This is a genomic window from Burkholderia sp. AW49-1 (assembly GCF_053427845.1).
The window spans coordinates 103,531-126,988 of the sequence record NZ_JBSAXF010000008.1 but is presented as its reverse complement, the minus strand read 5'-3'; the positions used below and the strand labels follow the sequence as shown (position 1 = coordinate 126,988).

Here is a 23,458-nt window from a genome sequence, read left to right as displayed (position 1 = left end):
ATCGTCGAAAAACAACGTGAAGCTCCGCATATAGCGGACTAAAATTCTTCAATTCACCGCTTCGCGCCCGCTTACGTCGATGGAAAACCTGAACGGCATCGCCGCCTTCGTCCGCACCGCCGAAGCGCTCAGCTTCGTCGCGGCCGGCCGCGCGCTCGGCATCTCGGCCTCCGCCGTCGGCAAGACGATCGCGCGGCTCGAGCAGTCGCTCGGCGTGCGCCTGTTCAACCGCACGACGCGGCGCGTCACGCTGACCGACGAAGGACGTCATTTCTACGAGCGCTGCCAGCGGATCCTCGAGGATTTTCGTGATGCGGAAGCGACCGTGACGGCCTCCGCGCAGCGCCCGCGCGGCAAGCTGCGCGTGAGCCTGCCGGTGATCGGCTACCGGTTCCTGCTGCCGGTGCTGCCCGAATTCAGGCAGCGCTATCCGGACGTCGAGCTCGACCTGGATTTCAACGACCGGATGGTCGACGTCGTCGAAGGCGGCTTCGACGCGGTGATCCGCAGCGGCCCGCTGTCGGATTCGAGCCTGATGTCGCGGCGGCTCGGCCCGTTCGCGTTCGTGCTGTGCGCGACGCCCGCGTATCTCGAGCGGGCCGGCCTGCCGCGGGCGCCGCACGATCTCGAAACGCACGATTGCGTGCGCTACTGTTTCCCGACCACCGGCAAGCTGCAGGACTGGGCGCTCGCCGCCGACGACGGTACGCCGCTGAAGCTGCGCACCGCGATGACCTGCAACAACATGGAAGCGCTGCGCGGCGCGGTGATGGCGGGGCTCGGCATCGGCTACATGCCCGACTTCCTCGCGCGCGACGCGCTGGACACGGGCGCGCTCGTCACCGTGCTCGACGACTACCGGATCGCGCCGGGGCAGTTCTCGATCGTGTGGCCGTCGAGCCGGCAGTTGTCGCCGAAGCTGCGCGTGTTCGTCGACTTCCTGTGCGAGCGGTTGTTCAAGTAGACGGACGGCCCCACCCGCCACATCACGCCGCGCCGATCCGCTCCGCTTCCGCCTGCGGCAACAACGCATCGCTGTCGTCCTTCAGGCCGACGCCCGTCAGCTCGAGCCTGCGCGCATGCGTCATCAGGTAATGCAGCTTGTGCGCGGCGGCGGCATGCGTCAGCCCTTCGGGTCGCACGTTCGAGATGCAGTTGCGCAGCGCGTCGTGGCAGCCGACCTTCGGCGCCCAGGTCAGGTACACGCCGAGGCTGTCCGGCGAACTGAGCCCCGGCCGTTCGCCGATCAGCATCGCGACGACCTGCGCGCGCAGCAGCTCGCCGATCTCGTCGCCGAGCGCGACGCGCGCCTGCGTCGCGACTACCACCGGGCCGACGCGCCAGCCGTCCGCGTCGAGCCGCGGCCGCACCGCCTGCAGCAACGGCAGCGCCTGCTTCGCGGCCGCGAAGGCCGACAGCCCGTCGCCCACCACGAACACGACGTCCGGCGCATCGTCGAGCGCCGCGCCGTAGCCGGCCAGCAGCGCGCGTCCGTCGTCGGACAGCTTGCGGCCGAGATCCGGCCGGCGCAGGTAATGCTGGCGATCGGGCGCCGCGCTCTGCACGCCGAGCGTCGCGAAGCCGGCCGCGTCGATCTCGCGGCGCAGCGCGTCCGCGTCGAGCGGCTGGTGCACGGCGTCGCGCGCCTGCGCGTGCGACAGGTTGAACGCGAGCAGCGGCGCGGTCGGCAGGCTGCTGCCCGCGCGGCCGAGCGCGATCCGCGCGTTCGTGAACGACTTCAGCTGCGCCCACGGATTCTTTTCGACGGCGTCGCTCATGCCGAAATCCCCATCCAGTCGTTCGCGCCCGCGAGCAGCGGCACGCGCGCGTTCGCGGCGCGCAGCGCGCCGTGCGCGTCGGCGATCTCCATCGTCTCCAGCCATTCCTCGAACTCGGGCGCGCGGCGCAGGCCGAGCACCTCGCGCACGTAGAGCTGGTCGTGAAACGACGTGCTCTGGTAGTTCAGCATCACGTCGTCCGCGCCCGGTATCCCCATGATGAAGTTGATGCCGGCGGCGCCCAGCAGCGTCAGCAGCGTGTCCATGTCGTCCTGGTCGGCTTCCGCGTGATTCGTGTAGCAGATGTCGCAGCCCATCGGCACGCCGAGCAGCTTGCCGCAGAAGTGATCCTCGAGCCCCGCGCGAATGATCTGCTTGCCGTCGTACAGGTATTCCGGCCCGATGAAGCCGACCACCGTGTTCACGAGGAACGGATCGAACTTGCGCGCGACCGCATAAGCACGCACCTCGCAGGTCTGCTGGTCGACGCCGAAATGCGCGTTCGCCGACAGCGCGCTGCCCTGGCCCGTCTCGAAATACATCAGGTTGTTGCCGACGGTGCCGCGCCCGAGCGACAACGCGGCCTCGCGCGCCTCGCCGAGCAGCGCGAGCGAGATCCCGAAGCTCGCGTTCGCCTTCTCGGTGCCCGCGATCGACTGGAACACCAGGTCGACCGGCGCGCCCTTCTCGATCGCCGCGATCGTGTTGGTCACGTGGGTGAGCACGCACGACTGCGTCGGCACGCCGTAGCGCTCGCGGAACCCGTCGATCATCGCGAGCAGCTTCACGATCGCCGCGAGGCTGTCGGTCGCCGGGTTGATGCCGATCATCGCGTCGCCGCAACCGTACATCAGCCCGTCGAGCATCGACGCGGCGATGCCCTTCACGTCGTCGGTCGGATGGTTCGGCTGCAGCCGCACCGACATCCGGCCCGGCAGCCCGACCGTGTTGCGAAAGCGCGTGACGACGCGGCGCTTGCGCGCGGCCGCGATCAGGTCCTGGTTGCGCATCAGCTTCGACACGGCCGCGACCATCTCGGGCGTGAGGCCCGGCGCGATCCGTTCGAGCGCGGCGCCGTCGGCCGCGGGCGACAGCAGCCAGTTGCGGAAGTCGCCGACGGTGAGGTGCGAGATTTCCGCGAACGCGGCCGCGTCGTGATCGTCGAGGATCAGGCGCGTGACCTCGTCGTGTTCGTACGGAATCACCGCCTCGTTCAGGAACGCCTTCAGCGGCACGCCCGCGAGCGCGATCTTCGCGGCGACGCGCTCCTCCTCGCTTGCCGCCGCGACGCCGGCGAGCTGGTCGCCGGAGCGCAGCGGGCTCGCCTTCGCGAGCAGCGTCTTCAGGTCCGCGAAGCGGTACGTACGCGGGCCGATCGTCTCCGTGTAGGACATCGTTCGAATCTCCTTGCCAGTCCTTGCCTTGCGAAACGCCGACGGCGCGCCCGTTCGACGGGGCGCGCCGGATGCCGTCACCAGCGGCCGTTCGGGTTCGCCATCCTCATTCTTCCAGCAGCACGTCGGCCGGCGCGCTCGCGCGCTGCGAACGGGTCGCGAGGAAGTACGCGTAGCCGAGCGCGAGGAACGCGACGAACACCATCGCCACCAGCCCGTTGAAGTACACCATGGTCGCGAGGCAAATCAGGGCCGCAACGATCGCGAATGCCGGGAAGAACGGGTACAGCGGCGCGCGGAACGGCCGCGCCATGTTCGGCTGCGAACGGCGCAGCTTGAACAGCGCCGCCATGCTTACGATATACATCACGATCGCGCCGAACACCGACATCGTCACGATGTTGGCGGTGAGCGTCTGGCCGCCGAACTGGATCAGCTCGTCGCTGTAGATCGCCGCGATGCCGACCACGCCGCCCGCGAGGATCGCGCGATGCGGGGTCTTGAAGCGCGGATGCACCTTGCCGAGCCATTCCGGCAGGTAGCCTTCGCGGGCCAGCGCGAAGATCTGGCGCGAATAGCCGAGGATGATCCCGTGGAACGACGCGACGAGCCCGAACAGCCCGAGCCACACGAGCATGTGCATCCAGCCGCTGTTCGCGCCGACGATGTACTTCATCGCCTGCGGCAGCGGGTCGTTGATGTTCGCGAGCTTGGTCCAGTCGCCCGCGCCGCCGGCGAACACCATCACGCCGATGGCCAGCGTGACGAGCGTCAGGATGCCGGCCACGTAGGCGATCGGGATCGAGCGCTTCGGGTTCTTCGCCTCCTCGGCGGCCATCGCGACGCCTTCGATCGCGAGGAAGAACCAGATCGCGAACGGGATCGCCGCAAACATGCCGTGGAATGCGCCGACGCTGAAATGATCGGCGCCCGACCAGCCGCCCTTCATGAAGTTGCTCCACGCGAAGCCCGGCGACACGACGCCCATGAACACCAGCAGCTCGAAGATCGCGAACAGCGTGACGACCAGCTCGAACGTCGCGGCGATCTGCACACCGACGATGTTCAGCGCCATGAATACGAGATACGCGCCCATCGCCGCGTGTTTCGGTTCGAGCCCCGGAAACTGCACGTGCAGGTACGCGCCGATGGCGAGCGCGATCGCGGGGGGCGCGAACACGAACTCGACGAGCGTCGCCGCGCCGGCGAGATAGCCGCCCGCCGGGCCGAACGCACGGCGCGCATACGCGAACGGGCCGCCCGCGTGCGGGATCGACGTCGTCAGCTCGGTGAAGCTGAAGATGAAGGTGGTGTACATCGCCGCGACGAACAGCGCGGTGACGACGAAACCCAGCGTGCCCGCACTCGCCCAGCCGTAGCTCCAGCCGAAGTATTCGCCTGAAATCACGAGGCCGACCGCGATGCCCCACAGTTGCCAGGTCCCGAGCGTCTGCTGCAGCGCGGGCTGGCCGGACGACTTGGCGCCGGCGACGGGCCGGCCATTCGACTCTGCTTTCATCGGATTCTCCTGAAAGGCGCCGGCCTGCCAGGCCCGCGCGACTGAGAATCGATGCTAGAGAGTCATTAAACGACGTGTTATCGAAATTCGGCAAAGATGACGGCTGACGTTTCGCTGACGGCAACGCCGGCCGCGCGAGGCGGTCGTCCCGCGCGCGCCGTCCGGCCGCACGAGGCGGCCGGACGGCCGACGCTTACTGGCCCGACGGGCCGCCGCCGCGCTGGTTGAACCAGCGGTCGAGCAGCTTGCCGGCGGCTTCGCGGCCGCCGAGGCCGAACGACAGCGCGACCGCCACCGCGATCGCGCCGAGCACGAGGCCGAACGCGAGCTGCACGATCTCGTTGGCGATGCCCATCGCGCGCAGCCCCATCGCGAACACCAGGCCGAGGATCGCGAACTGCGCGATCCGCGCGAACAGCACGCTGTGCTCGCGGTCGGCCTGCTCGATCACGCGGCGCGCGAGGCCCGCGAGCCACACGCCGATCACGAGGATCACGCCGCCCATCAGCACGTGGCCGCCGAATTCGATGAACAGCGTGACGACGTCGCGCACCTGCGTGAAGCCGAGCCGGTTCGCGGCCTCGACCGACGCGAACAGCATCGCGAAGAACACGATCAGCCGCGCGACCAGCACCGACGGCTGCAGGATCCCCGAAAACACGCGCTCGACGCCGAGCACGGCCGGCAGCCCGTCGACGCCGGCGGCCTCCAGCAGCTTCTGCGCGAGCGACGCGACGAAGCGCGCGAAGTAGAACGTGACGAGCACGATCACGATCGCCGCGACGATGTCCGGCACCGCGCCGAGGAACTGGTTCAGCATGTTGGTGGCCGGGATCGAGATCGCGTCGATCTTCAGCGCGTCGAGCGCGGAGATCAGCGTCGGCACGAACACGAACACGTAGACGATGGTGCCGATCAGGCTCGACACGCGCACCGGAGTCGGGCTGTCGAGGCCTTGCGTGAGCCGATCGGCGCCGGCGGCGACGAGCAGGTTCGTCACGAGACCGCGCAGCACGCGCGCGACGATCCAGCCGACGAAGCCGATCACCGCGGCCGCGAACAGGTTCGGCACGATCGCGAGCAGCTTGTCGACCATCCCCTGCACCGGCGACAGCAGGCCGGACAGCGCGAACGACGCGAGAATCGCCGGCAGGAACATCAGGATCACGAGCCAGAACAGCACGTCGCCGAGATAGCCGCTCATCGGCTGCATGCCCGCGCTTTCGGACAGCTTGTCGTCGACCTTGCTCGCCTTCAGCGCGCGGTTCGCGAGGCTGCGCAGCAGCGATGCGATCAACCACGCGATCAGCGTCAGCGCCGCGCCGCCGATCAGGTTCGGCAGGTAGTTGACGATATGCGTGACGAGCAGCGAGAACGGATTGGAGACCGCGTACAGGTTGAGCACGTTGAAGATGCCCACCGCGGTGACGAGCAGCACGAGCCAGAACAGGCCGCCGGCGATGATCCGCTCGACGCACGCGCCCTGGCCGGTGCTTTCGTTGATCCGCTGATCGACCTTCAGCGCGTTGAGCAGCCGGAGCGCGCCGGCCCGCACCGCCACGGCGATCAGCCAGCCGATCACCAGGATGCCGATCGCGCCGGCGATCTTGGGCAGGTATCCACCTAGCGTGGTCTGCAGCGACGTGATGAAGCTGGAAGCATCCATTTCTTCTTCTCCCGAAAAACGTGGCGTTGCGATTGAACATCGACGAACTACCTGCGTACTTCGAAAACCGTGCGTTGCCGTCCGGGCAACTTACCTGAGAAAAATGACGCGATCACCCGATTTCACCGTCTTTAACTTTAGACATAGATCGACGGGAACGAGACCCAATTTCGCCGAAATAAAAAGGGCCGGAATTCTTTGCCCTACGCATTTCCGCAAGATTTATCAATCGGCGGCGTGCTACCGTGGCGTCGACTCTTGCCCGGGATGCACGCATGACCGTCGACACGAAAGCCGAAACGCCCGCGTGGGCCCGCTATGCGGCACGCGTCGCGCGCGTTCACGACTACATCCTCACGCACCTCGACGACACGCTCGACCTGAACCGGCTCGCCGAAATCGCGTGCCTGTCGCCGTATCACTGGCAACGCGTATATCGCGCGCTGTACGGCGAGTCGATCGTGCTGACGGTGCGGCGGATGCGGATCGTGCGCGCGTCCGAGGATCTCGTGTGCACGGCGCTGCCGCTCGACGCGATCGCGCGGCGCGCCGGCTACGGCTCGACGCACGCGTTTGCCCGCGCATTTCGCGATGCTTACGGCGTGCCCCCCGCGCAGCACCGGCTCGCCGGGGTCCACCGGCCGATTTATCCGTTACAGCGAGGAGAGGAAGACATGTTCAAGCAGGAAGTCGAGATCCGGCGGCTGCCGGAACTGCGCGGTTATGCGGTGCCGCATACGGGCGCGTACCTGAAGGTCGGCGACGCGTTCGGGCAGATCGGCGCGTGGGCCGGGCGGCACGGGCTGATCGGCCCCGGCGCGAGGATGATCGGGATCTTCCACGACGATCCGGATACGACGCCCGAGGCGCAGTTGCGCGCGAAAGCGTGCTTCGTGCCGGCCGACGGCGCGCCGGACGTCGAGCCGACGCCGCCCGTGGAGCGCATCGCGGTTGCCGGCGGCGAGTACGCGGTGTTGCTGCACACGGGGCCGTATGCGGACCTGAAGACGGCCTACCAGTGGCTGTACGGCGACTGGCTGCGGCACTCGGGCCGCGAAGCCGCCGATGCGCCGCCGTTCGAGCTGTATCTGAATACGCCGATGGATGCGGCGCCGGCCGACCTGCGCACCGAGATTCATTTGCCGCTGCGTTGAGCGGTGGCGCGGGGGCGCCGAGCCCGCGCGCCATGCCGTCTTGGGGATCGACCGTCACGCCGGCAGCACGGCCGGCGATCGCGCCTTACCCGGCCTGCGTCCCGCAGCCAGGGCAGAAGCGCGCGTCGGCGGCCAGCGCCGCGTGGCACCGGCTGCACGCCTTGCCGCGCTGCGATACGCCGCACTGCGCGCAGAATCGCGCATCCGCGGCGTTGATCGCGCCGCAGCCTGCGCACGCGAGCTGGCGCAGCGGCACGTTGCCACCCGGGCCGCGCTGCGCGTCGGCCGACGGCTGCCAGCCCCATCCGTAACGGTCGCGGCCGCGCGCATCGTGGCCGCCGGGACCGCCGCGTTGCTGCCCGCCATGATGCCCGCCGCTACCGTGGCCGCCTCCATGCCCGCTGCCGTGGCCACGTCCGCCGTGACCGCCACCGTGGCCGCCCAGGATCCGCTTCAGAAAGCTCATCGCCCGCTCCTCATCGCTTCGCCGTCGCGCCGTCGAACACGCCTGTCTTCGACAGCAGCCGCAGCCCGTTGCCGACGACGATCAGGCTCGCGCCCGCATCGGCGAACACGGCCATCCACATCGTGCCGAGCCCCGCGACCGTGAGGCCGAGGAACACGACCTTCACGCCGAGCGCGAAGCCGATGTTCTGCACCAGCACGCGATGCGTCGCGCGCGACAGTCGCACGAACGCGGGGATCTTGCGCAGGTCGTCGTCCATCAGCGCGACGTCGGCCGTCTCGATCGCCGTGTCGGTGCCCATCGCGCCCATCGCGAAGCCGATGTCGGCGCGCGCGAGCGCCGGTGCGTCGTTGATGCCGTCGCCGACCATCCCGACCGCGCCCGCACCGCCCGCCGACAGTTCCTCGACCGCCGCGAGCTTGTCCTCGGGCAACTGGTTGCCGCGCGCATCGTCGATGCCGGCCTGCCGCGCAATCGCCTGCGCGGTGTGCGGGTTGTCGCCGGTCAGCATCGCGGTGCGGATGCCGAGCGCGTGCAGGTCGGCGATCGCCGCGCGGCTGGTGTCCTTGATCGTGTCGGCCACCGCGAAGATGCCGAGCACGCGCGTGTCGTCGACCAGCATCACGACGCTCTTGCCCTGCCGCTCGAGCGCGTCGAGCTTCGCCTCCAGCGCCGGCGAGCAGCGTTCGAGCTCCTCGACGAGGCGGTGGTTGCCGAGCCAGTAGCGCGAGCCGTCGATCGTGCCGCGCACGCCGCGCCCGACGAGCGCTTCGAACTCCTCTACATCGGCGAACGCTGCCGTCTGCGCGTCGCGGGCCGCGGCGGCGATCGCCTGCGACACGGGGTGATCGGAGCGCGCCGCGAGGCTCGCGCCGAGGTGACGCACGCGCGCCGCGTCGACGTCCGTCGCATGCAGGTCGAAATCGGTCTGCACCGGCTTGCCGTGCGTGATCGTGCCGGTCTTGTCGAGCGCGAGCCACGCGAGCTTGCGGCCTTCTTCCAGATATACGCCGCCCTTCACGAGAATCCCGCGCCGTGCCGCGGCCGCGAGCCCCGACACGATCGTCACCGGCGTCGAGATCACCAGCGCGCACGGGCACGCGATCACGAGCAGCACCAGCGCGCGGTAGATCCAGTCGTGCCACGCGCCGCCCATGACGAGCGGCGGCGCCACCGCGACCAGCAGCGCGACCGCGAACACGATCGGCGTATAGACGCGCGCGAACTGGTCGACGAAGCGCTGCGTCGGCGCCTTCGCGCCCTGCGCTTCCTCGACCGCGTGGATGATCCGCGCGAGCGTCGAGTTGGCGGCCACCGCCGTCACGCGATAGTCGAACGAACCCGCTTCGTTGATCGTGCCCGCGTACACCGCGTCGCCGGACGTCTTGTCGACCGGCAGGCTCTCACCAGTGATCGGCGCCTGGTTCACCGTCGAGCGGCCCGCGACCACTTCGCCGTCCAGCCCGATCCGCTCGCCCGGCTTCACGCGCACGATCGCGCCGAGCGCGACCTGCGCGGCCTCGATCGTGCGCCACGTGCCGCCGGCGTCCTGCACGGTCGCGGTGTCCGGCGCGAGCTGCATCAGGCCCTGGATCGCGTTGCGCGCGCGATCGAGCGACTTCGCCTCGATCAGCTCGGCGATCGTGAACAGCACCATCACCATCGCCGCTTCAGGCCACTGGCCGATCGCCATCGCGCCCGTCACCGCGATGCTCATCAGCGCGTTGATGTTCAGGTTGCCGTTGCGGATCGCGATCCAGCCTTTCTTGTAAGTGGTCAGCCCGCACGCGAGCACCGCCGCGAGCGCCAGCACCGCCGACAGCCACACCGGCAGGCCGGCCCAGCTCGCGGCCTCGGACGCGATCGCGGCGACGCCGGCCAGCGCGAGCGGCCACCACGGCTTCGCGGGCGGCGGCGCGACGGGGGCTGCCGGTGCGTCGGCCGACGCGGCCTCCGGCGTCATCCCGAGCGTGCGGATCGCGCTTTCGATCGCCGGCTGCGCACCGGGCACGTGTTCGACGGTCAGCATCCGCTGCATCAGGTTGAATTCGAGCGCCGAGACCTGCTGCATTCCGCCGAGCTTCTTGCGAATCAGCGTTTCCTCGGTCGGGCAGTCCATCTGCATGATCCGGAACGCGGAGCGGACGTGACCCGACGCGGTCGCCCGCGCGACCGGCAGCGGCGCGAGCGTCAGCGCGGCCGGCGCGCAGCAGGCGCCGGCCGCGTGGTCGTGGTCGTGGTCGTGGTCGTGGTCGTGGTCGTGGTCGTGGTCGTGACCGGCATGGTCATGCGCGTCGTGATCGTGCGAGCCCCCCGCTCCGTGATCATGCCCGTCGCCGTGCGCATGGCCGCCGTGATCGTGCGCCGTGCCGTGCGCGGATGCGTGATCGTGCTCATGATCGTGGCCGCATGCATGCGGCTGCACGCGGTGCGCCGCCGCGTCGCCATGCGCGTGCTCGCCGGCCGCCGGCGCCGCATCGGCAACGGTCGCCGCCTGCGTGTCGCGCGCGTCGGCGCAGCACGCATCGGCGCCGCCGGCATGGCGGTGTCGTGGGTCGGGGGTACGCTGGGCGTCGGTCATGACAACCTCCTCTATGGCTTGACGGTGTAGAGTTAACACCCTGAAGCCACTACAAGGTCAACCCTTACAACGGAGAGAGCCATGAAGATCGGCGAACTGGCCAAGGCGGCCCGCTGCACGCCCGAAACGATCCGCTTCTACGAGAAGGAGGGTCTGATGCCGGACGCCGAGCGCACCGATTCGAACTACCGCAACTACACCGATGTGCACGTCGAGCGGCTGCGCTTCATCCGCAACTGCCGCGCGCTCGACATGGCGCACGACGAAATCCGCGCGCTGCTCCAGCTCACCGACACGCCGGCCGACCCGTGCGATTCGGTCAACGCGCTGCTCGACGAGCACATCGGCCACGTCGACGCGCGCCTCGCCGAACTGACGCATCTGCGCGATCAGCTGACCGAATTGCGCCGCCAGTGTGTCGGCGCACATTCGGTCGAGGACTGCGGAATCGTTCACGGCCTCACGACGATGGAAACCGTCCCGCCGGTTGCGAAGCGCTCACACCTCGGCTGAAACCCTTGTGAAACAAGATGGTCTAGTCGATACTAGTTATATTCTCACTAGACATAATAGAACTATTCATGGCAACAAGCCGCCCGTCTCCGCTCGCGCTCGCGGTCCTCGCGACACTCACCGAAACGCCGATGCATCCATACGGAATGCTCCAGCAGTTGAAGGCGCGCGGCTATGACGAAGTCGTCAACGTGCGGCAGCGCACGAGCCTTTACCAGACGATCGACCGGCTGCTGCGCGACGGGCTGATCGTCGTGCACGATACCGAGCGCGACGGCGCGTTTCCCGAACGCACGCTGTACACGCTGACCGAAGCCGGGCATACGGCCGGGCAGGCGTGGCTGCATGCGCTGCTCGCGGAGCCCGCGCGCGAGTTTCCGGCGTTCGGCGCCGGTCTCGCATTCCTGCCGCTGCTCGATGCCGACGATGCGCGCCAGCAACTCGAGCGCCGCATCGCCGCGCTCGACACCGAACGCGAACGTCTCGAGTCGCTGCGCAACGCCGCGCAGAACGACCAGGTGCCGCGCCTGTTTCTGTTGCAGAACGAGCATGCGCTCGTGCTGCTCAACGCGGAGCTCGACTGGGCGCGCAGCGTCGTCGAACACCTGAAGATCGGCGCGCTGCGCTGGGTCGACGGCTGACGTGCCCGCCTCGGCTCGCGCCGATCAAAGCACCTTGCCGGGATTGAGCACGCCCGCGGGATCGAGCGCGGCCTTCAGGCGCCGCATCAAGCCGATTTCCGCTTCGCTGCGCGTGTGCGCGAGATAGGCACGCTTGAGCATGCCGATGCCGTGTTCCGCCGACACCGAGCCGCCCATGTCCCGAACGACCGCGTAGACGCAGCGATCGATCGCGTCGGCGTCCGCGTCGCGCATGCCGGCGAGCGATACGCCGATATGCACGTTGCCGTCGCCGACGTGGCCGAAGAACAGGCACACGATGTCGGGCCACACCGCACGCAACGCCGCCTCGCAGCGCTCGGCGAACCGGCCGAGCTCGCCCGTCGGCAGGCTCACGTCGAAGTTCACCAGATGCGGCAGCGCATCGATCGCAAGGCCCTCGCGCAACGTCCACAGGTCGCGCGCCTGCCGCTCGGACGTCGCGAGCGCGGCATCGTCGACCAGCCCCGCCTCGATCGCATCCGCCAGGCCGGTTTCCAGCGCCTGGCACGCATCGCCGCCCGGTGCGCTCGTCGCGCACTCGATCAGCACCGCGAAGCCGCCGTCGCCCGCGAACGGCGCGACGACGCCGGGCGTGTGGCCCGCGACGTAGTCGTAGAAGGCCGGCCACATCGCTTCGAAACTGACGATCTCGGGCAGTGCGCGCAGGCGGTTCCACAACCCGACGACGGCATCGTAGCCATGCACGCGGCAGAGCGCGGTGGCCGGCGCGGCGAGCTTCGGATGCAGCCGCAGCACGGCGCGCGTAACGACGCCGAGCGTGCCTTCGCTGCCGATGAACAGCTGCTTCAGGTCGTAGCCCGCGTTGTTCTTCAGCATCCGGTTCATCGACGACACGACGGTGCCGTCGGCGAGCACGGCCTCGAGCCCGAGCACCTGCTCGCGCATCATGCCGTAGCGGATCGCGCGCGTGCCGCCCGCGTTGGTCGCGAGCATGCCGCCGATCTGGCACGAACCGCGTGCGCCGAGATCGACGCCGAAGGTGAAACCCGCCGCGTGCGCGGCCTCCTGCACCGCCTGCAACGGTGTCCCGGCGCGCACCGTCATCGTGCCCGCCGCCGCGTCGATTGCCTCGACGCCCGCGAAACGCTCCATCGACAGCACGATCTCGCCGCCCAGCGCGACCGCGCCGCGCGCGAGCCCGGTGAGGCCGCCCTGCGGCACGACCGGCTGCCCGAGCCGCGTGCACAGCGCGAGCGTGCGCGACACGTCGTCGACGCTGCGCGGCCGCACCAGCGCGCGCGGCCGCACACCGGCCGGCTCGTTGTACGCGGTGAAGTAGCGCGGATCGATCTCGGCCGCCCGCGTGACCAGCGTGTCGCCCAGTGCGGCGACGAGCGCTGCCTCGAGCGCGTCGTCCGCCGGCGCCGCCGCGCCGTCGCCGCCAGGCTCTCCGCCCGTATCCAGGCTCTGCATCGTGCGTGTCCGCTTACTTGGTGGAGATGTCGATATCGCCGAAGTACTTCTGGCCGAGTGACTTCACCGTGCCGTCCGCCTTCAGCTTGTCGATCGCGGAATCGAGTTTCGCCTTCAGCGCGTCGTCGCCCTTGCGCAGGCCGAACGCGATCCCGCTGCCGAGAATCCGGTCGTCGCGCACCGGCTGGCCGACGAACGCGAAACCCTTGCCGTCCGGGCGCGACAGGAAGCCGCGCTGGCCGGCCGGCGCGAGCACCAGCGTTGCGTCGAGACGGCCCGCCACGAGATCCGCATACACCTGGTTCTGATCCTGATACGCGACGATCGACACACCGGCCGGCTCCCAGTGCGCCTTCGCGTAGGTTTCCTGGATCGACGCCTGCAGCACGCCGACGCGCTTGCCCTTCAGCGATTCCGGCGTCGGCAGCAGGCCGCTGCCGGTGCGCGCGATCAGCTGCGTCGGCACCCGGTAGATGATCGTCGTGAAGTCGATCGCCTGGCGCCGCTGTTCGGTCGCGTTCATCGCCGAGTTGATCGCGTCGAACTTGCGGCCCTTCAACGCGGGAATCAGCCCGTCGAACGACGTCTCGACCCACTTGCACGACAGCTTCGCGGTCTGGCAGACGGCGTTGCCGACGTCGATGTCGAAGCCCTGCAGATCGCCGTTCGGCGCCTTCGACTCGAACGGCGGGTATTGCGCCTCGAGGCCGAAACGCAGCGTCTGCCCGTCGGCGAGCGCCGCGCCGGAACCGAGCGCGCACGCAAGTGCGAACGCGAGCTTGAGGGTGTGTGCATGCTTCATCGTGATCTCCTGGCTTGTCGGCCGGCGCCGTGCGGTCGCACGTGCTCCGGTTCCGGCGGTGACTTTCCGTGCGACGTACACGTCGCCTGCTTGGGGTGCGGGCCGCGCCCGCGATTACAGCGAACGCAACCGCCGCGCGCCTTCGATCAGCGTCGCGTCGTCCTTCGAGAAACTGAGCCGGATCACGCCCGCGTCGGTGCCGTCGGTGTAGAACGCCGACAGCGGGATCGTCGCGACGCGCGCATCGCGGATCAGGCGCAACACGAAGTCGCTGTCGCGTTCGTCCGAGAAGTGCCGGAACCGCGCGAGCATGAAGAACGAGCCTTCGCTCGGCAGCAGCTCGAAACGCGAACCGGCCAGCTCGCGCGCGAGCAGGTCGCGCTTGGCCTGGTAGAAGGCCGACAGGCCGAGATAGCTTTCCGGCCGCGCGAGGATTTCCGCGAACGCGACCTGCATCGGCGTATCGGCCGAGAACACCATGAACTGGTGCACCTTGCGGATCTCGTCCATCAGTTCGGCCGGCGCGACGCAATGGCCGACCCGCCAGCCCGTCACGTGGAACGTCTTGCCGAACGACGACACGATCACGCTGCGCTCGACGAGCTCACGGTGACGCGCGACGCTCTGATGCTGCGCGCCGTCGAACACCACGTGCTCGTAGACCTCGTCCGACAGGACCACGATGTCGGTATTGCGCGTGAGCTGCGCGAGCCGTTCGAGATCGTCGGCGGAGAACACCGTCGCGGTCGGGTTGTGCGGCGTGTTGACGATGATCATTCGCGTGCGCGGCGTGATCGCCGCGGCCACTTCGTCCCAGTTCACGCGGAAATGCTCGGGCGACAGCTTGATCGCAACCGGCGTTGCGCCCTGCAATCGCACGATCGGCGCATAGCTGTCGAACGACGGCTCGAAATAGATCACCTCGTCGCCCGGATGCACGAGCGCGCTGATCGCCGCGTAGAGCCCTTCGCTCGCGCTCGCGATCACCGTGATCTCGGTGCCCGGGTCGTAGCGCGTGCCGTACAGCGCCTCCGTTTTCTCCGCGAGGCGCTCGCGCAGCGACGCGACGCCGGCCATCGGCGCGTACTGGTTGTGGCCGTCGCGCATCGCGCGCGCGACGCCCTCGACGAGCGCCGGATCGGGCGCGAAATTCGGCGCGCCCTGCGATAGGTTCAGCGCATCGTGCTGCGCGGCGAGCTGGCCGATCACCGTGAAGATCGTCGTCCCGACGTCCGGCAGTTTCGAGCGGGGCGTGGTGGCGCTTCGCATGACTCCTCCTTCAGTTGTCCTTCGCGCCGGCCCGCGCGACGCGCGGCCCGGCTCGTGACGCATGATTTAGCCCGAGCCAATAAGGGTGGACAATCGAAAGTTCGTCATGGCGGCCATGCATTTTTCTCATGCCTCGCCATGCGCAAGGCTCAATGCCCAGGCCGTGCGGCCGGCAATGCATGCGCATCTGGCATTTTTCCCCTTGGGCCTGTTCACGCTCGCGACGGGCTTGCGCCGGCCGCTCGGCCGCCCGGACGCGCGGCCACGCCCCGCATCACGCGCCCGCGGCCGCCAGATAGGCGCCCAGCACGGCCTGCAACTCGCCGCGCAACGCGGCGAAGTCGAGCGCCGGCCCGAGCGTGAGCAGCGCCTGCGACACGCCGCCGTAGCAGACGGCATGCGCCATCCGCGCGATCCCGTCGAGCCGCGCGGCCGGCGGTGGATCGCTGCACTGCGCAAGCGCGTCGCGCCACAGCGCGACATACGCGTCGTAATGGCGGCGGTATGCGGCGAGCGGCGACACCTGCCGCTCCAGCGCGAAGAACGCGCTCCACGACGCAGCGTCGGCGGCGATCGCATCGACCTGCAAATCGACGAGCGCGGCGGCGAGCGCGGCGCGCGGCACGCCGCGCAGCCCGTGCGCCGCTTCGCGCAGCCGGTCGGCCAGCGCCAGCACGCGTCGGTGGATGCACAGCGCGGCGAGGCTCTGCTTGTCGCCGAAGTATTCGTAGAAGGTGCCGACGCTCACGCCCGCGACGGCCGCGATTTCGCGGATCGTCGCCTTCGCGTAACCGCGCTCGAGCAAAAGCTGAACGAAGGCCTGCTGGAGCGCGTCGGAGGTGGCCTGCGCGCGCGACTGGCGCGGCCGGCGGCGCAACGCGGGCGCGGGTGGCGCCGCCGGCTGGCCGGGCGGCGCCGGAACCTGAACATGTCGCGGCGGCATATTTGCTACTCTGAAATTCAGCGGAAACGCGTTTGACCGGCAGACCGCGAAGCACGAGACCGGAGACAGCCCTATGACCGAATCGACCCATGCCGTCACGAACCAGTTCGACGAACTGGTCGACTATAACCTCTTCGCCACCGACGTCGCGCTGCGCGAGGCTCTTGCCCGCGCGGGCGCCGGCTGGGCCGTGCCGAGGCTCGACGCGTACGGCGCGCGGCTCGGCAGCGCCGACACCGCGCAGCTCGCCGACGAAGCGAACCGCCACACGCCGGAACTGAACGCATTCGACCGCCGCGGCCGGCGCATCGACCGCGTCGACTTCCATCCCGCGTGGCACACGCTGCTCGGCATGTACCGCAACGAAGGCTTCGTGTCGCTCGCGTTCCGCGATACGCGCCCGGGCCGCTGGGCCGCGACGGCGGCCGGCTTCTACCTGCACGGCCAGATCGAGGCCGGCACGCTGTGCCCGGCGACGATGACGCAGGCCGCGATTCCGGTGCTGCAGAAGGAACCCGCGCTGTGGGATCTGCTGCGCGACAAGCTGTACAGCGACGACTACGATCCGCGCGACGTGCCGCTCGCCGACAAGCGCTCGATCTGGTTCGGCATGGGCATGACCGAGAAACAGGGCGGCTCCGACGTGCGCGCGAACACCACGCTGGCGAGCGCCATCGGCACGGGCGGACGCGGCGGCGAATACCGGCTGCGCGGCCACAAGTGGTTTTTCTCCGCGCCGATGTGCGACGCGCATCTGGTCGTCGCGCGCACCGAAGCGGGCAGCCCGTCGTGCTTCTACGTGCCGCGCTGGCGGCCCGACGGAACGAAGAACGCGGTCGAGATCCAGCGGTTGAAGAACAAGGTCGGCAACCGCAGCAACTCGAGCAGCGAGATCGAGTTGAACGACGCGTGGGGCATCATGCTCGGCGACGAAGGCCGCGGCATTCCGACCATCATCGAGATGGCCACGCACACGCGGCTGAACTGCGTGCTCGGCAGCGCGGCGATGCTGCGCCAGGGCGTCGTGCAGGCGATCGCGTACACGCGCCAGCGCCATGCGTTCGGCCGCGCGCTCGCCGAGCAGCCGCTGATGCGCACCGTGCTCGCCGATCTCGCGCTCGAAAGCGAGGCCGCGCTCGCGCTCGCGATGCGTCTCGCCGACGCATTCGAGCGCGACGACTCGCCGCGCGAACGCGCGTGGAAGCGGATCGTCACGCCCGCCGCGAAATTCTGGGTCTGCAAGCGCGCGGTCGAGCTGACCGGCGAGGTGATGGAAGTGTTCGGCGGCAACGGCTACGTCGACGACGGCCCGATCGCGCGGCTGTTCCGCGAAGCGCCGGTCAACTCGATCTGGGAAGGCTCCGGCAACGTGATGTGCCTGGACGTGCTGCGCGCGGTGTCGCGCGAGCCCGACGCGGCCGCGGCGCTCTTCGCCGAACTGACCGACCTCGGCGCGGGCGAACCGCGCATCCGCGCGGCGCTCGATGCGCTGCGCGCGATGCTCGCGGCACCGGCCGATACGCTCGAGGCATCGGCCCGCGTGTTCGCGCAGCGGCTCGCGCTCGTCGCGCAGGCCTGCCTGCTGCGGCGCGACGCGCCCGCGGCCGTCGCCGACGCGTTCATCGCGACGCGGCTTGCCGCGCCCGACTGGGGCCGCATCGCGGGCGGCTTCGATCCGCACGCGCTCGACGTCGCCGCGCTGCTGCAGCGCGCGTACCCGGCCTGACGGGCGCCGAACCCGCCGCCGACGCCAAAGAAAAAGCCACCGGACCCGACGGCCCGGTGGCTTCTTCACATGATGTCTCGCGCGGCGCCCTTCGATGCCGCCCGCGACTCACGCCATGCTTACTTGCCGCCGATGCTCTTCAGCGGCTTCCACTCGCCCTTCTCGACCTTGTACATCGTGATGCCGCCGTTCTTCAGGTCGCCCTTCGCGTCGTACGCGACGTGCGACGACGTGACGCCGGCCATGTCGGTCTTCGCGAGCACCGGCAGGTACTTCGCCGGATCGGTCGAATCAGCCTTCTTCATCGCGTTGAGCATCGCCATCGCGCCATCGTACGCGTACGGCGAGTACGTCTGCACGTCTTCGCCGAAGCGCTTCTTGTACTTGTCGGCGTAGGTCTTGCCGCCCGGCATTTCCTCGAGCGGCAGGCCTGCCAGCGATGCGATCGTGCCGTCGGCCGCGTTGCCCGCGATCTTCAGGAACGTCGGCGTCTTCACCATTTCGCCGCTCATCAGCGGTGCGGTGATGCCGAGCGTCTTCATCTGCTTGACCATCGGCGCTGCCTGTGAATCCGCGCCGCCGTAGTAGACGAGGTCCGGCTTCGCCGCCTTCAGCTTGGTCAGGATCGCCTTGAAGTCGACGGCCTTGTCGTTCGTGAATTCACGGTCGACGATCGTCGCGCCGCCGGCCTTCGCGGCCTTCTCGAACTGGTCGGCGAGACCCTGGCCGTAGGCCGTGCGGTCGTCGACGATCGCGATCTTCTTCATGCCGAGATCCTTCGCTGCGAAGGTGCCCGCCACCGAGCCCTGCTGCGTGTCGGACGTCATCATGCGGAAGGTCGTCTTGTAACCCTGCTGCGTGTATTCCGGCGCCGTCGCCATTGCGATTTCCGGAATGCCGGCGTTCGCGTAGATGCGCGAGGCCGGAATCGTCGTGCCCGAGTTGAAGTGGCCGAGCATGCCCTTGATGCCGTCGTCGACGAGCTTCTGCGCGACCGTCGTGCCGGTGCGCGGGTCAGCCTGGTCGTCCTGCGTCTCGAGCACGAACTTCACTGCCTTGCCGCCGATCTTCGGGTTCGTCGCGTTGAAATCTTCCAGCGCGAGCGCGATCCCGTTCTGCATATCCTTGCCGTAGTGAGCCTGGGCGCCCGTCATCGGCCCTGCGTAACCGATCTTCACGTCGTCCGCATGGGCCGTCCCCGCAAGCGACATGACGGCGACGAACGTCGCGCCTGCCAGCTTTTTCATCGTGTGTTGCATAGCATCTCCTTGGTACCAGGGTAAATGGAGCGGCTTCGGGATCGCCTTGCCGCTTCCTTTGTTTGATCCGAACGGCAAGGATGATCAGCCGATCGTCATCAAATTCGCATTGCCGCCCGCCGCGGCCGTGTTCACGCTCACCGAACGCTCGGTCAGCAGGCGCTCGAGCGCGTAGTCTTCGGCGTCGCCGTTCTCGAACGCGCCCGCCGACACGCCCTGCACCGACACGATCGGGCCCGGCCGCTGCGCGACGTCCTTCACGAGCGTCTGCAGTTCGTCGCTGTCGCCTTCGAACAGCACCGCGTCGAACGGCGCGTCGGCCTGCTTGCGCACGGCCGCATGCGCCTTCAGCGCAGCCGGCAGCGCGGCGACCAGCGCCTCGCCCGCTGCGCCGGCGAACAGCGCGCGGTTGCCCGTCGCCAGCACCGCCGCGAACTGCGCGCGCGCGCCGCCCGGCGTGGCCGCGACACACAGCACCGTGCCGCGCGGGCCGAGTGTATACGTGTTTCGCTCGCCCGTCGGCCCGGTCAGCACCGCGGTCGCACCGGCCGGCACCTGCGCCAGATAGCCGTCGCAGCGTGCGGCCAGCGCCGGCTCGCGCTGCTCGATCAGCCAGTCGCGCAGCGCGGTGAGCGCCGCCGCCGGGTTGCTGCGCTGTTCGCCGTCAACCGCACCGTCCGCGATCAGCGTCTGCGCGAGCGAACGCGGCAGGCCCGACGGACGCGTCGCGAGCAGGCGCTGCAGGTACAGCGCGCCGCCGGCCTTCGGACCCGTGCCCGACAGCCCTTCGCCGCCGAACGGCTGCACGCCGACCACCGCGCCGATCACGTTGCGGTTCACGTAGATGTTGCCGACGTGCGCGTTCGAGATCACGTGCGCGATGGTCTCGTCGATCCGCGTGTGGATGCCGAGCGTCAGGCCGTAACCCGTCGCGCGGATCTGCTCGAGCAGCTTGTCGAGCTGGCTGCGGCGATAGCGCACGACGTGCAGCACGGGGCCGAACACTTCACGCTTCAACTCGTCGATGCTGCCGATCTCGATCAGCGTCGGCGGCACGAACGTGCCGTGCGCGCAGGCTTCCGGCGACGACAGCTGCGTGACCGCGTGGCCCTTCTCCCTCATCGCCGCGACGTGCGTGTCGATCGTCTGCTTCGCTTCGGCGTCGATCACCGGGCCGACGTCGGTCGACAGCCGGTCCGGGTTGCCGAGCGCCAGCTCGTGCATCGCGCCCTTGAGCATCGTCAACGTGCGGTCCGCGACGTCGTCCTGCAGACACAGAACGCGCAGCGCCGAACACCGTTGACCGGCCGAATCGAACGACGACTGCATCACATCCGCGACGACCTGCTCCGCGAGCGCCGACGAGTCGACGATCATCGCGTTCTGGCCGCCCGTTTCCGCGATCAGCGGAATCGGCTTGCCGTCCGGGTCGAGGCGCGCGGACAGCGTCTTGTTGATCAGGCGCGCGACTTCGGTCGAGCCGGTGAACATCACCGCGCGCGTGCGCGGATCGGCGACCAGCGCCGCGCCGACGGTCTCGCCGGTGCCCGGCAGCAGCTGCACCGCGCCGGCCGGCACGCCGGCCTCGCGCAGCAGGCGCACGGCCTGGGCGGCGATCAGCGGCGTCTGTTCGGCCGGCTTCGCGAGCACCGTGTTGCCGGCCGCGAGGGCGGCCGCCACCTGGCCCATGAAGATCGCCAGCGGGAAGTTCCACGGGCTGATACAGACCACGGGGCCGAGCGGACGGTGCGTGTCGTTCGAGAATTCGTCTCGGATCTGCGCCGCGTAGTAGCGCAGGAAGTCGACGGCTTCGCGGATTTCGGCGATCGCGTTCGGCAGCGACTTGCCGGCTTCGCGCACGATCAGGCCCATCAGCGTGTGCATCTGCGCTTCGAGCAGGTCGGCCGCGCGCACCAGGCAGTCGGCGCGCGCATCGACCGGCGTCGCCTGCCAGATCGGCGCGGCAGCCACGGCATGCGCGAGCGCCGCGCTCACATGTTCGGCCGTCGCTTCGCTGACGGTGCCGACCAGGTCGCGCTGATCGGCCGGGTTGCGCACGTCGCGCGCCGGGGCGTCGACGAGCGCGTCGTCGGCGAGCATCGGCGCCGCGCGCCACGGATGGTGCGCGCTCGCGAGCAGCGCGGACGACAGCGACGCGAGACGATGCTCGTTCGACAGGTCGAGGCCCATCGAGTTGGGACGCTCGTCGCCGTACAGGTTGCGCGGCAGCGGGATCTTCGCGTGCGGCGCGCCGAGCGGCACGACCTTCGACGCCTCGTCGACCGGATCGGCGACCAGTTCCTTCACCGACACGGTCTTGTCCGCGATGCGGTTCACGAACGACGTGTTCGCGCCGTTCTCCAGCAGGCGGCGCACGAGGTACGCGAGCAGCGTTTCATGCGTGCCGACCGGCGCGTACACGCGGCACGGGCGGTTCAGCTTGTCGCGGCCCGTGACTTCCTCGTACAGCGGCTCGCCCATCCCGTGCAGGCACTGGAATTCGTACTGGCCCGGGTAGTAGTTCTGGCCGGCCAGGTGATAGATCGCGGCCAGCGTGTACGCGTTGTGCGTCGCGAACTGCGGATAGACGGCGTCGGGCGCCGCGAGCAGCTTCTTCGCGCACGCGAGATACGACACGTCCGTGTAGATCTTGCGCGTATAGACCGGATAGCCTTCGAGGCCGTCGACTTGCGCACGCTTGATTTCCGTGTCCCAGTACGCGCCCTTCACCAGACGGATCATCAGGCGGTGACGGCTGCGGCGCGCGAGGTCGATCAGGTAGTCGATCACGAACGGGCAGCGCTTCTGGTAGCCCTGCACGACGAAGCCGATGCCGTTCCAGCCCGCGAGTTCCGGGTCGAAGCACAGCGCTTCCAGCAGGTCGAGCGACAGCTCGAGACGGTCCGCTTCTTCCGCGTCGATGTTCAGGCCGATGTCGTAGCGGCGCGCAAGCAGCGCGAGCGCGCGCACGCGCGGCAGCAGCTCGCTCATCGTGCGGTCCTGCTGCGAGCGCGAGTAGCGCGCGTGAAGCGCCGACAGCTTGATCGAGATGCCCGGGCCTTCGTAGATGCCGCGGCCGCCGGCCGCCTTGCCGATCGCGTGAATCGCCTGCTCGTACGACGCGTAGTAGCGCTGCGCGTCCTCTTCGGTCGTCGCCGCTTCGCCGAGCATGTCGTACGAGTAGCGGAAGCCGCGCGCTTCGTACTTGCGGCTGTTCGCGAGCGCTTCGGAAATCGTCTCGCCGGTGACGAACTGCTCGCCCATCAGGCGCATCGCCATGTCGACGCCCTTGCGGATCAGCGGCTCGCCGCCGCGCCCGATCAGGCGCGTGAGCGCCGACGACAGGCCCGCTTCGCTGTTGGTCGTCACGAGCTTGCCGGTGATCATCAGGCCCCAGGTCGCCGCGTTCACGAACAGCGACGGCGCGTGGCCGACGTGCGAGCGCCAGTCGCCCTTGCTGATCTTGTCGCGGATCAGCGCATCGCGGGTCGCACGATCGGGAATGCGCAGCAGCGCTTCGGCCAGACACATCAGCGCGACGCCTTCCTGGCTCGACAGCGAGAACTCGTGGATCAGCCCCTCGACGCCGCCGCCCGAGCTCTTCTCGCGCAGCGCCTCGACGAGCTGCGTCGCGAGCGTCTGCACGTCGGCCTGCAGGTTCGCCGGCAGGCGCGCCTGGCCCAGCAGGAACGGCACGCATTCCGGCTCGGGGCGGCGATACGCGGCCGTGATCGCCGCGCGCAGCACCGATTGCGGCTGCACGTTCTGGGCGAACTCGAGGAACGGATGCGGCGAGTTGTCGTCGTCGCCGTCCGTCGCCTGACCGTCGGCGAGCTCCGTCACGCCGCTGCTGCCCGACAGTTCAGGCGGCAGCTGACCGTGCTCGATCCGCTCGAGATACGCGAAGATCGCCTGCTTGATCAGCCAGTGGGGAGTGCGCTCGAGACGCGCTGCCGCGTCTTTCAGGCGCGAGCGGAGAAGGTCGTCGACTTTGACGCCGAGAGTCGTGCTTGCCATGGTGGGTTCGTGCGCCGGTGCGAGCCCGGCAATGTGGTGTGAGAGGATGCGCGAAATCCTACGGCACGCAATAAAAAGGTGCAACCGAATTGATGGATTGGTTGCACCCTCAAGTTACTCAATATAATCAGCCACTTATAGCGTTGCAACCTAGGGGTTGCCCGTGGTCGGCGGATCGGTGTTTTCCCTGATCGGGGCGAGTTGGCTCACGTGGGCAACCCGCGGCGTGCACCACCAAGGGGAAAAGCGGGTTGCACTGTGCGTGGCGGCGGGTA

Annotated in this window: 17 protein-coding genes; 5 read left to right on the top strand and 12 right to left on the bottom strand. The window is 68.9% G+C overall.

Annotated features, from left to right (window positions below; translation table 11 throughout):
* Positions 1 to 79: 79 nt before the first annotated feature.
* A complete protein-coding gene (locus ACV22W_RS15100) occupies positions 80 to 964 on the top strand; it encodes a LysR family transcriptional regulator (RefSeq protein ID WP_448020177.1) in 885 nt (294 codons plus the stop codon).
* Positions 965 to 986: 22 nt separating this feature from the next.
* Here ACV22W_RS15100 and eutC read toward each other — a convergent pair whose 3' ends face one another.
* The 4 genes from eutC to ACV22W_RS15080 form a co-directional block, all read right to left on the bottom strand.
* Positions 987 to 1,778, bottom strand: coding sequence for an ethanolamine ammonia-lyase subunit EutC (gene eutC / locus ACV22W_RS15095; RefSeq protein WP_448020175.1), 792 nt, complete (start codon positions 1,776 to 1,778; stop codon positions 987 to 989).
* Positions 1,775 to 3,172, bottom strand: a complete 1,398-nt coding sequence (locus ACV22W_RS15090; protein WP_059452590.1) for an ethanolamine ammonia-lyase subunit EutB — start codon at positions 3,170 to 3,172, stop codon at positions 1,775 to 1,777. Before ACV22W_RS15090 ends, eutC begins: the two co-directional genes overlap by 4 nt.
* Positions 3,173 to 3,278: 106 nt before the next feature.
* A complete protein-coding gene (eat, locus tag ACV22W_RS15085) occupies positions 3,279 to 4,691 on the bottom strand; it encodes an ethanolamine permease (protein WP_448020173.1) in 1,413 nt (470 codons plus the stop codon).
* 193 nt (positions 4,692 to 4,884) lie between these two features.
* A complete protein-coding gene (locus ACV22W_RS15080; RefSeq protein ID WP_059531158.1) occupies positions 4,885 to 6,357 on the bottom strand; it encodes a mechanosensitive ion channel in 1,473 nt (490 codons plus the stop codon).
* A gap of 275 nt (positions 6,358 to 6,632) precedes the next feature.
* Between ACV22W_RS15080 and ACV22W_RS15075 the strand changes: the two genes are divergently transcribed.
* Entirely contained in the window at positions 6,633 to 7,511 is an 879-nt protein-coding gene (locus ACV22W_RS15075) for an AraC family transcriptional regulator (protein WP_448020171.1), read from the top strand.
* Between the two features lie 85 nt (positions 7,512 to 7,596).
* Here the strand turns inward: ACV22W_RS15075 and ACV22W_RS15070 are convergent, their stop codons facing one another.
* Complete coding sequence (locus tag ACV22W_RS15070; RefSeq protein ID WP_448020170.1) at positions 7,597 to 7,977, bottom strand: zinc ribbon domain-containing protein; 381 nt, start codon at positions 7,975 to 7,977, stop codon at positions 7,597 to 7,599.
* Between the two features lie 10 nt (positions 7,978 to 7,987).
* Positions 7,988 to 10,558, bottom strand: coding sequence for a heavy metal translocating P-type ATPase (locus ACV22W_RS15065; protein WP_448020168.1), 2,571 nt, complete (start codon positions 10,556 to 10,558; stop codon positions 7,988 to 7,990).
* 81 nt (positions 10,559 to 10,639) lie between these two features.
* On the opposite strand from ACV22W_RS15065, the gene cadR reads away from it, so the two are divergent.
* Both cadR and ACV22W_RS15055 read left to right on the top strand, forming a co-directional pair.
* Complete coding sequence (gene cadR / locus ACV22W_RS15060; RefSeq protein ID WP_448020166.1) at positions 10,640 to 11,071, top strand: Cd(II)/Pb(II)-responsive transcriptional regulator; 432 nt, start codon at positions 10,640 to 10,642, stop codon at positions 11,069 to 11,071.
* Between the two features lie 68 nt (positions 11,072 to 11,139).
* Positions 11,140 to 11,712: a PadR family transcriptional regulator gene (locus tag ACV22W_RS15055; protein WP_448020164.1), complete on the top strand. Its 573-nt coding sequence runs from the start codon at positions 11,140 to 11,142 to the stop codon at positions 11,710 to 11,712.
* Between the two features lie 24 nt (positions 11,713 to 11,736).
* Here ACV22W_RS15055 and ACV22W_RS15050 read toward each other — a convergent pair whose 3' ends face one another.
* The 4 genes from ACV22W_RS15050 to ACV22W_RS15035 form a co-directional block, all read right to left on the bottom strand.
* Positions 11,737 to 13,167, bottom strand: a complete 1,431-nt coding sequence (locus ACV22W_RS15050) for an FAD-binding oxidoreductase (RefSeq protein WP_448020162.1) — start codon at positions 13,165 to 13,167, stop codon at positions 11,737 to 11,739.
* 13 nt (positions 13,168 to 13,180) lie between these two features.
* Positions 13,181 to 13,969, bottom strand: a complete 789-nt coding sequence (locus ACV22W_RS15045) for an ABC transporter substrate-binding protein (RefSeq protein WP_059814666.1) — start codon at positions 13,967 to 13,969, stop codon at positions 13,181 to 13,183.
* 114 nt (positions 13,970 to 14,083) lie between these two features.
* The gene (locus ACV22W_RS15040) at positions 14,084 to 15,238 is read right to left on the bottom strand and encodes a methionine aminotransferase (protein WP_448020160.1); all 1,155 of its coding nucleotides are present in this window, start codon (positions 15,236 to 15,238) and stop codon (positions 14,084 to 14,086) included.
* Between the two features lie 274 nt (positions 15,239 to 15,512).
* Complete coding sequence (locus ACV22W_RS15035; RefSeq protein WP_448020158.1) at positions 15,513 to 16,181, bottom strand: TetR/AcrR family transcriptional regulator; 669 nt, start codon at positions 16,179 to 16,181, stop codon at positions 15,513 to 15,515.
* A gap of 73 nt (positions 16,182 to 16,254) precedes the next feature.
* Between ACV22W_RS15035 and ACV22W_RS15030 the strand changes: the two genes are divergently transcribed.
* Positions 16,255 to 17,907 (top strand): acyl-CoA dehydrogenase family protein, encoded by a 1,653-nt coding sequence (locus ACV22W_RS15030; RefSeq protein ID WP_448020156.1) that lies wholly within the window; start codon positions 16,255 to 16,257, stop codon positions 17,905 to 17,907.
* Positions 17,908 to 18,026: 119 nt separating this feature from the next.
* Here ACV22W_RS15030 and ACV22W_RS15025 read toward each other — a convergent pair whose 3' ends face one another.
* Both ACV22W_RS15025 and putA read right to left on the bottom strand, forming a co-directional pair.
* The gene (locus tag ACV22W_RS15025) at positions 18,027 to 19,166 is read right to left on the bottom strand and encodes a branched-chain amino acid ABC transporter substrate-binding protein (protein ID WP_059531190.1); all 1,140 of its coding nucleotides are present in this window, start codon (positions 19,164 to 19,166) and stop codon (positions 18,027 to 18,029) included.
* Between the two features lie 84 nt (positions 19,167 to 19,250).
* Positions 19,251 to 23,183: a trifunctional transcriptional regulator/proline dehydrogenase/L-glutamate gamma-semialdehyde dehydrogenase gene (gene putA, locus ACV22W_RS15020; RefSeq protein WP_448020154.1), complete on the bottom strand. Its 3,933-nt coding sequence runs from the start codon at positions 23,181 to 23,183 to the stop codon at positions 19,251 to 19,253.
* Positions 23,184 to 23,458 lie beyond the last annotated feature (275 nt).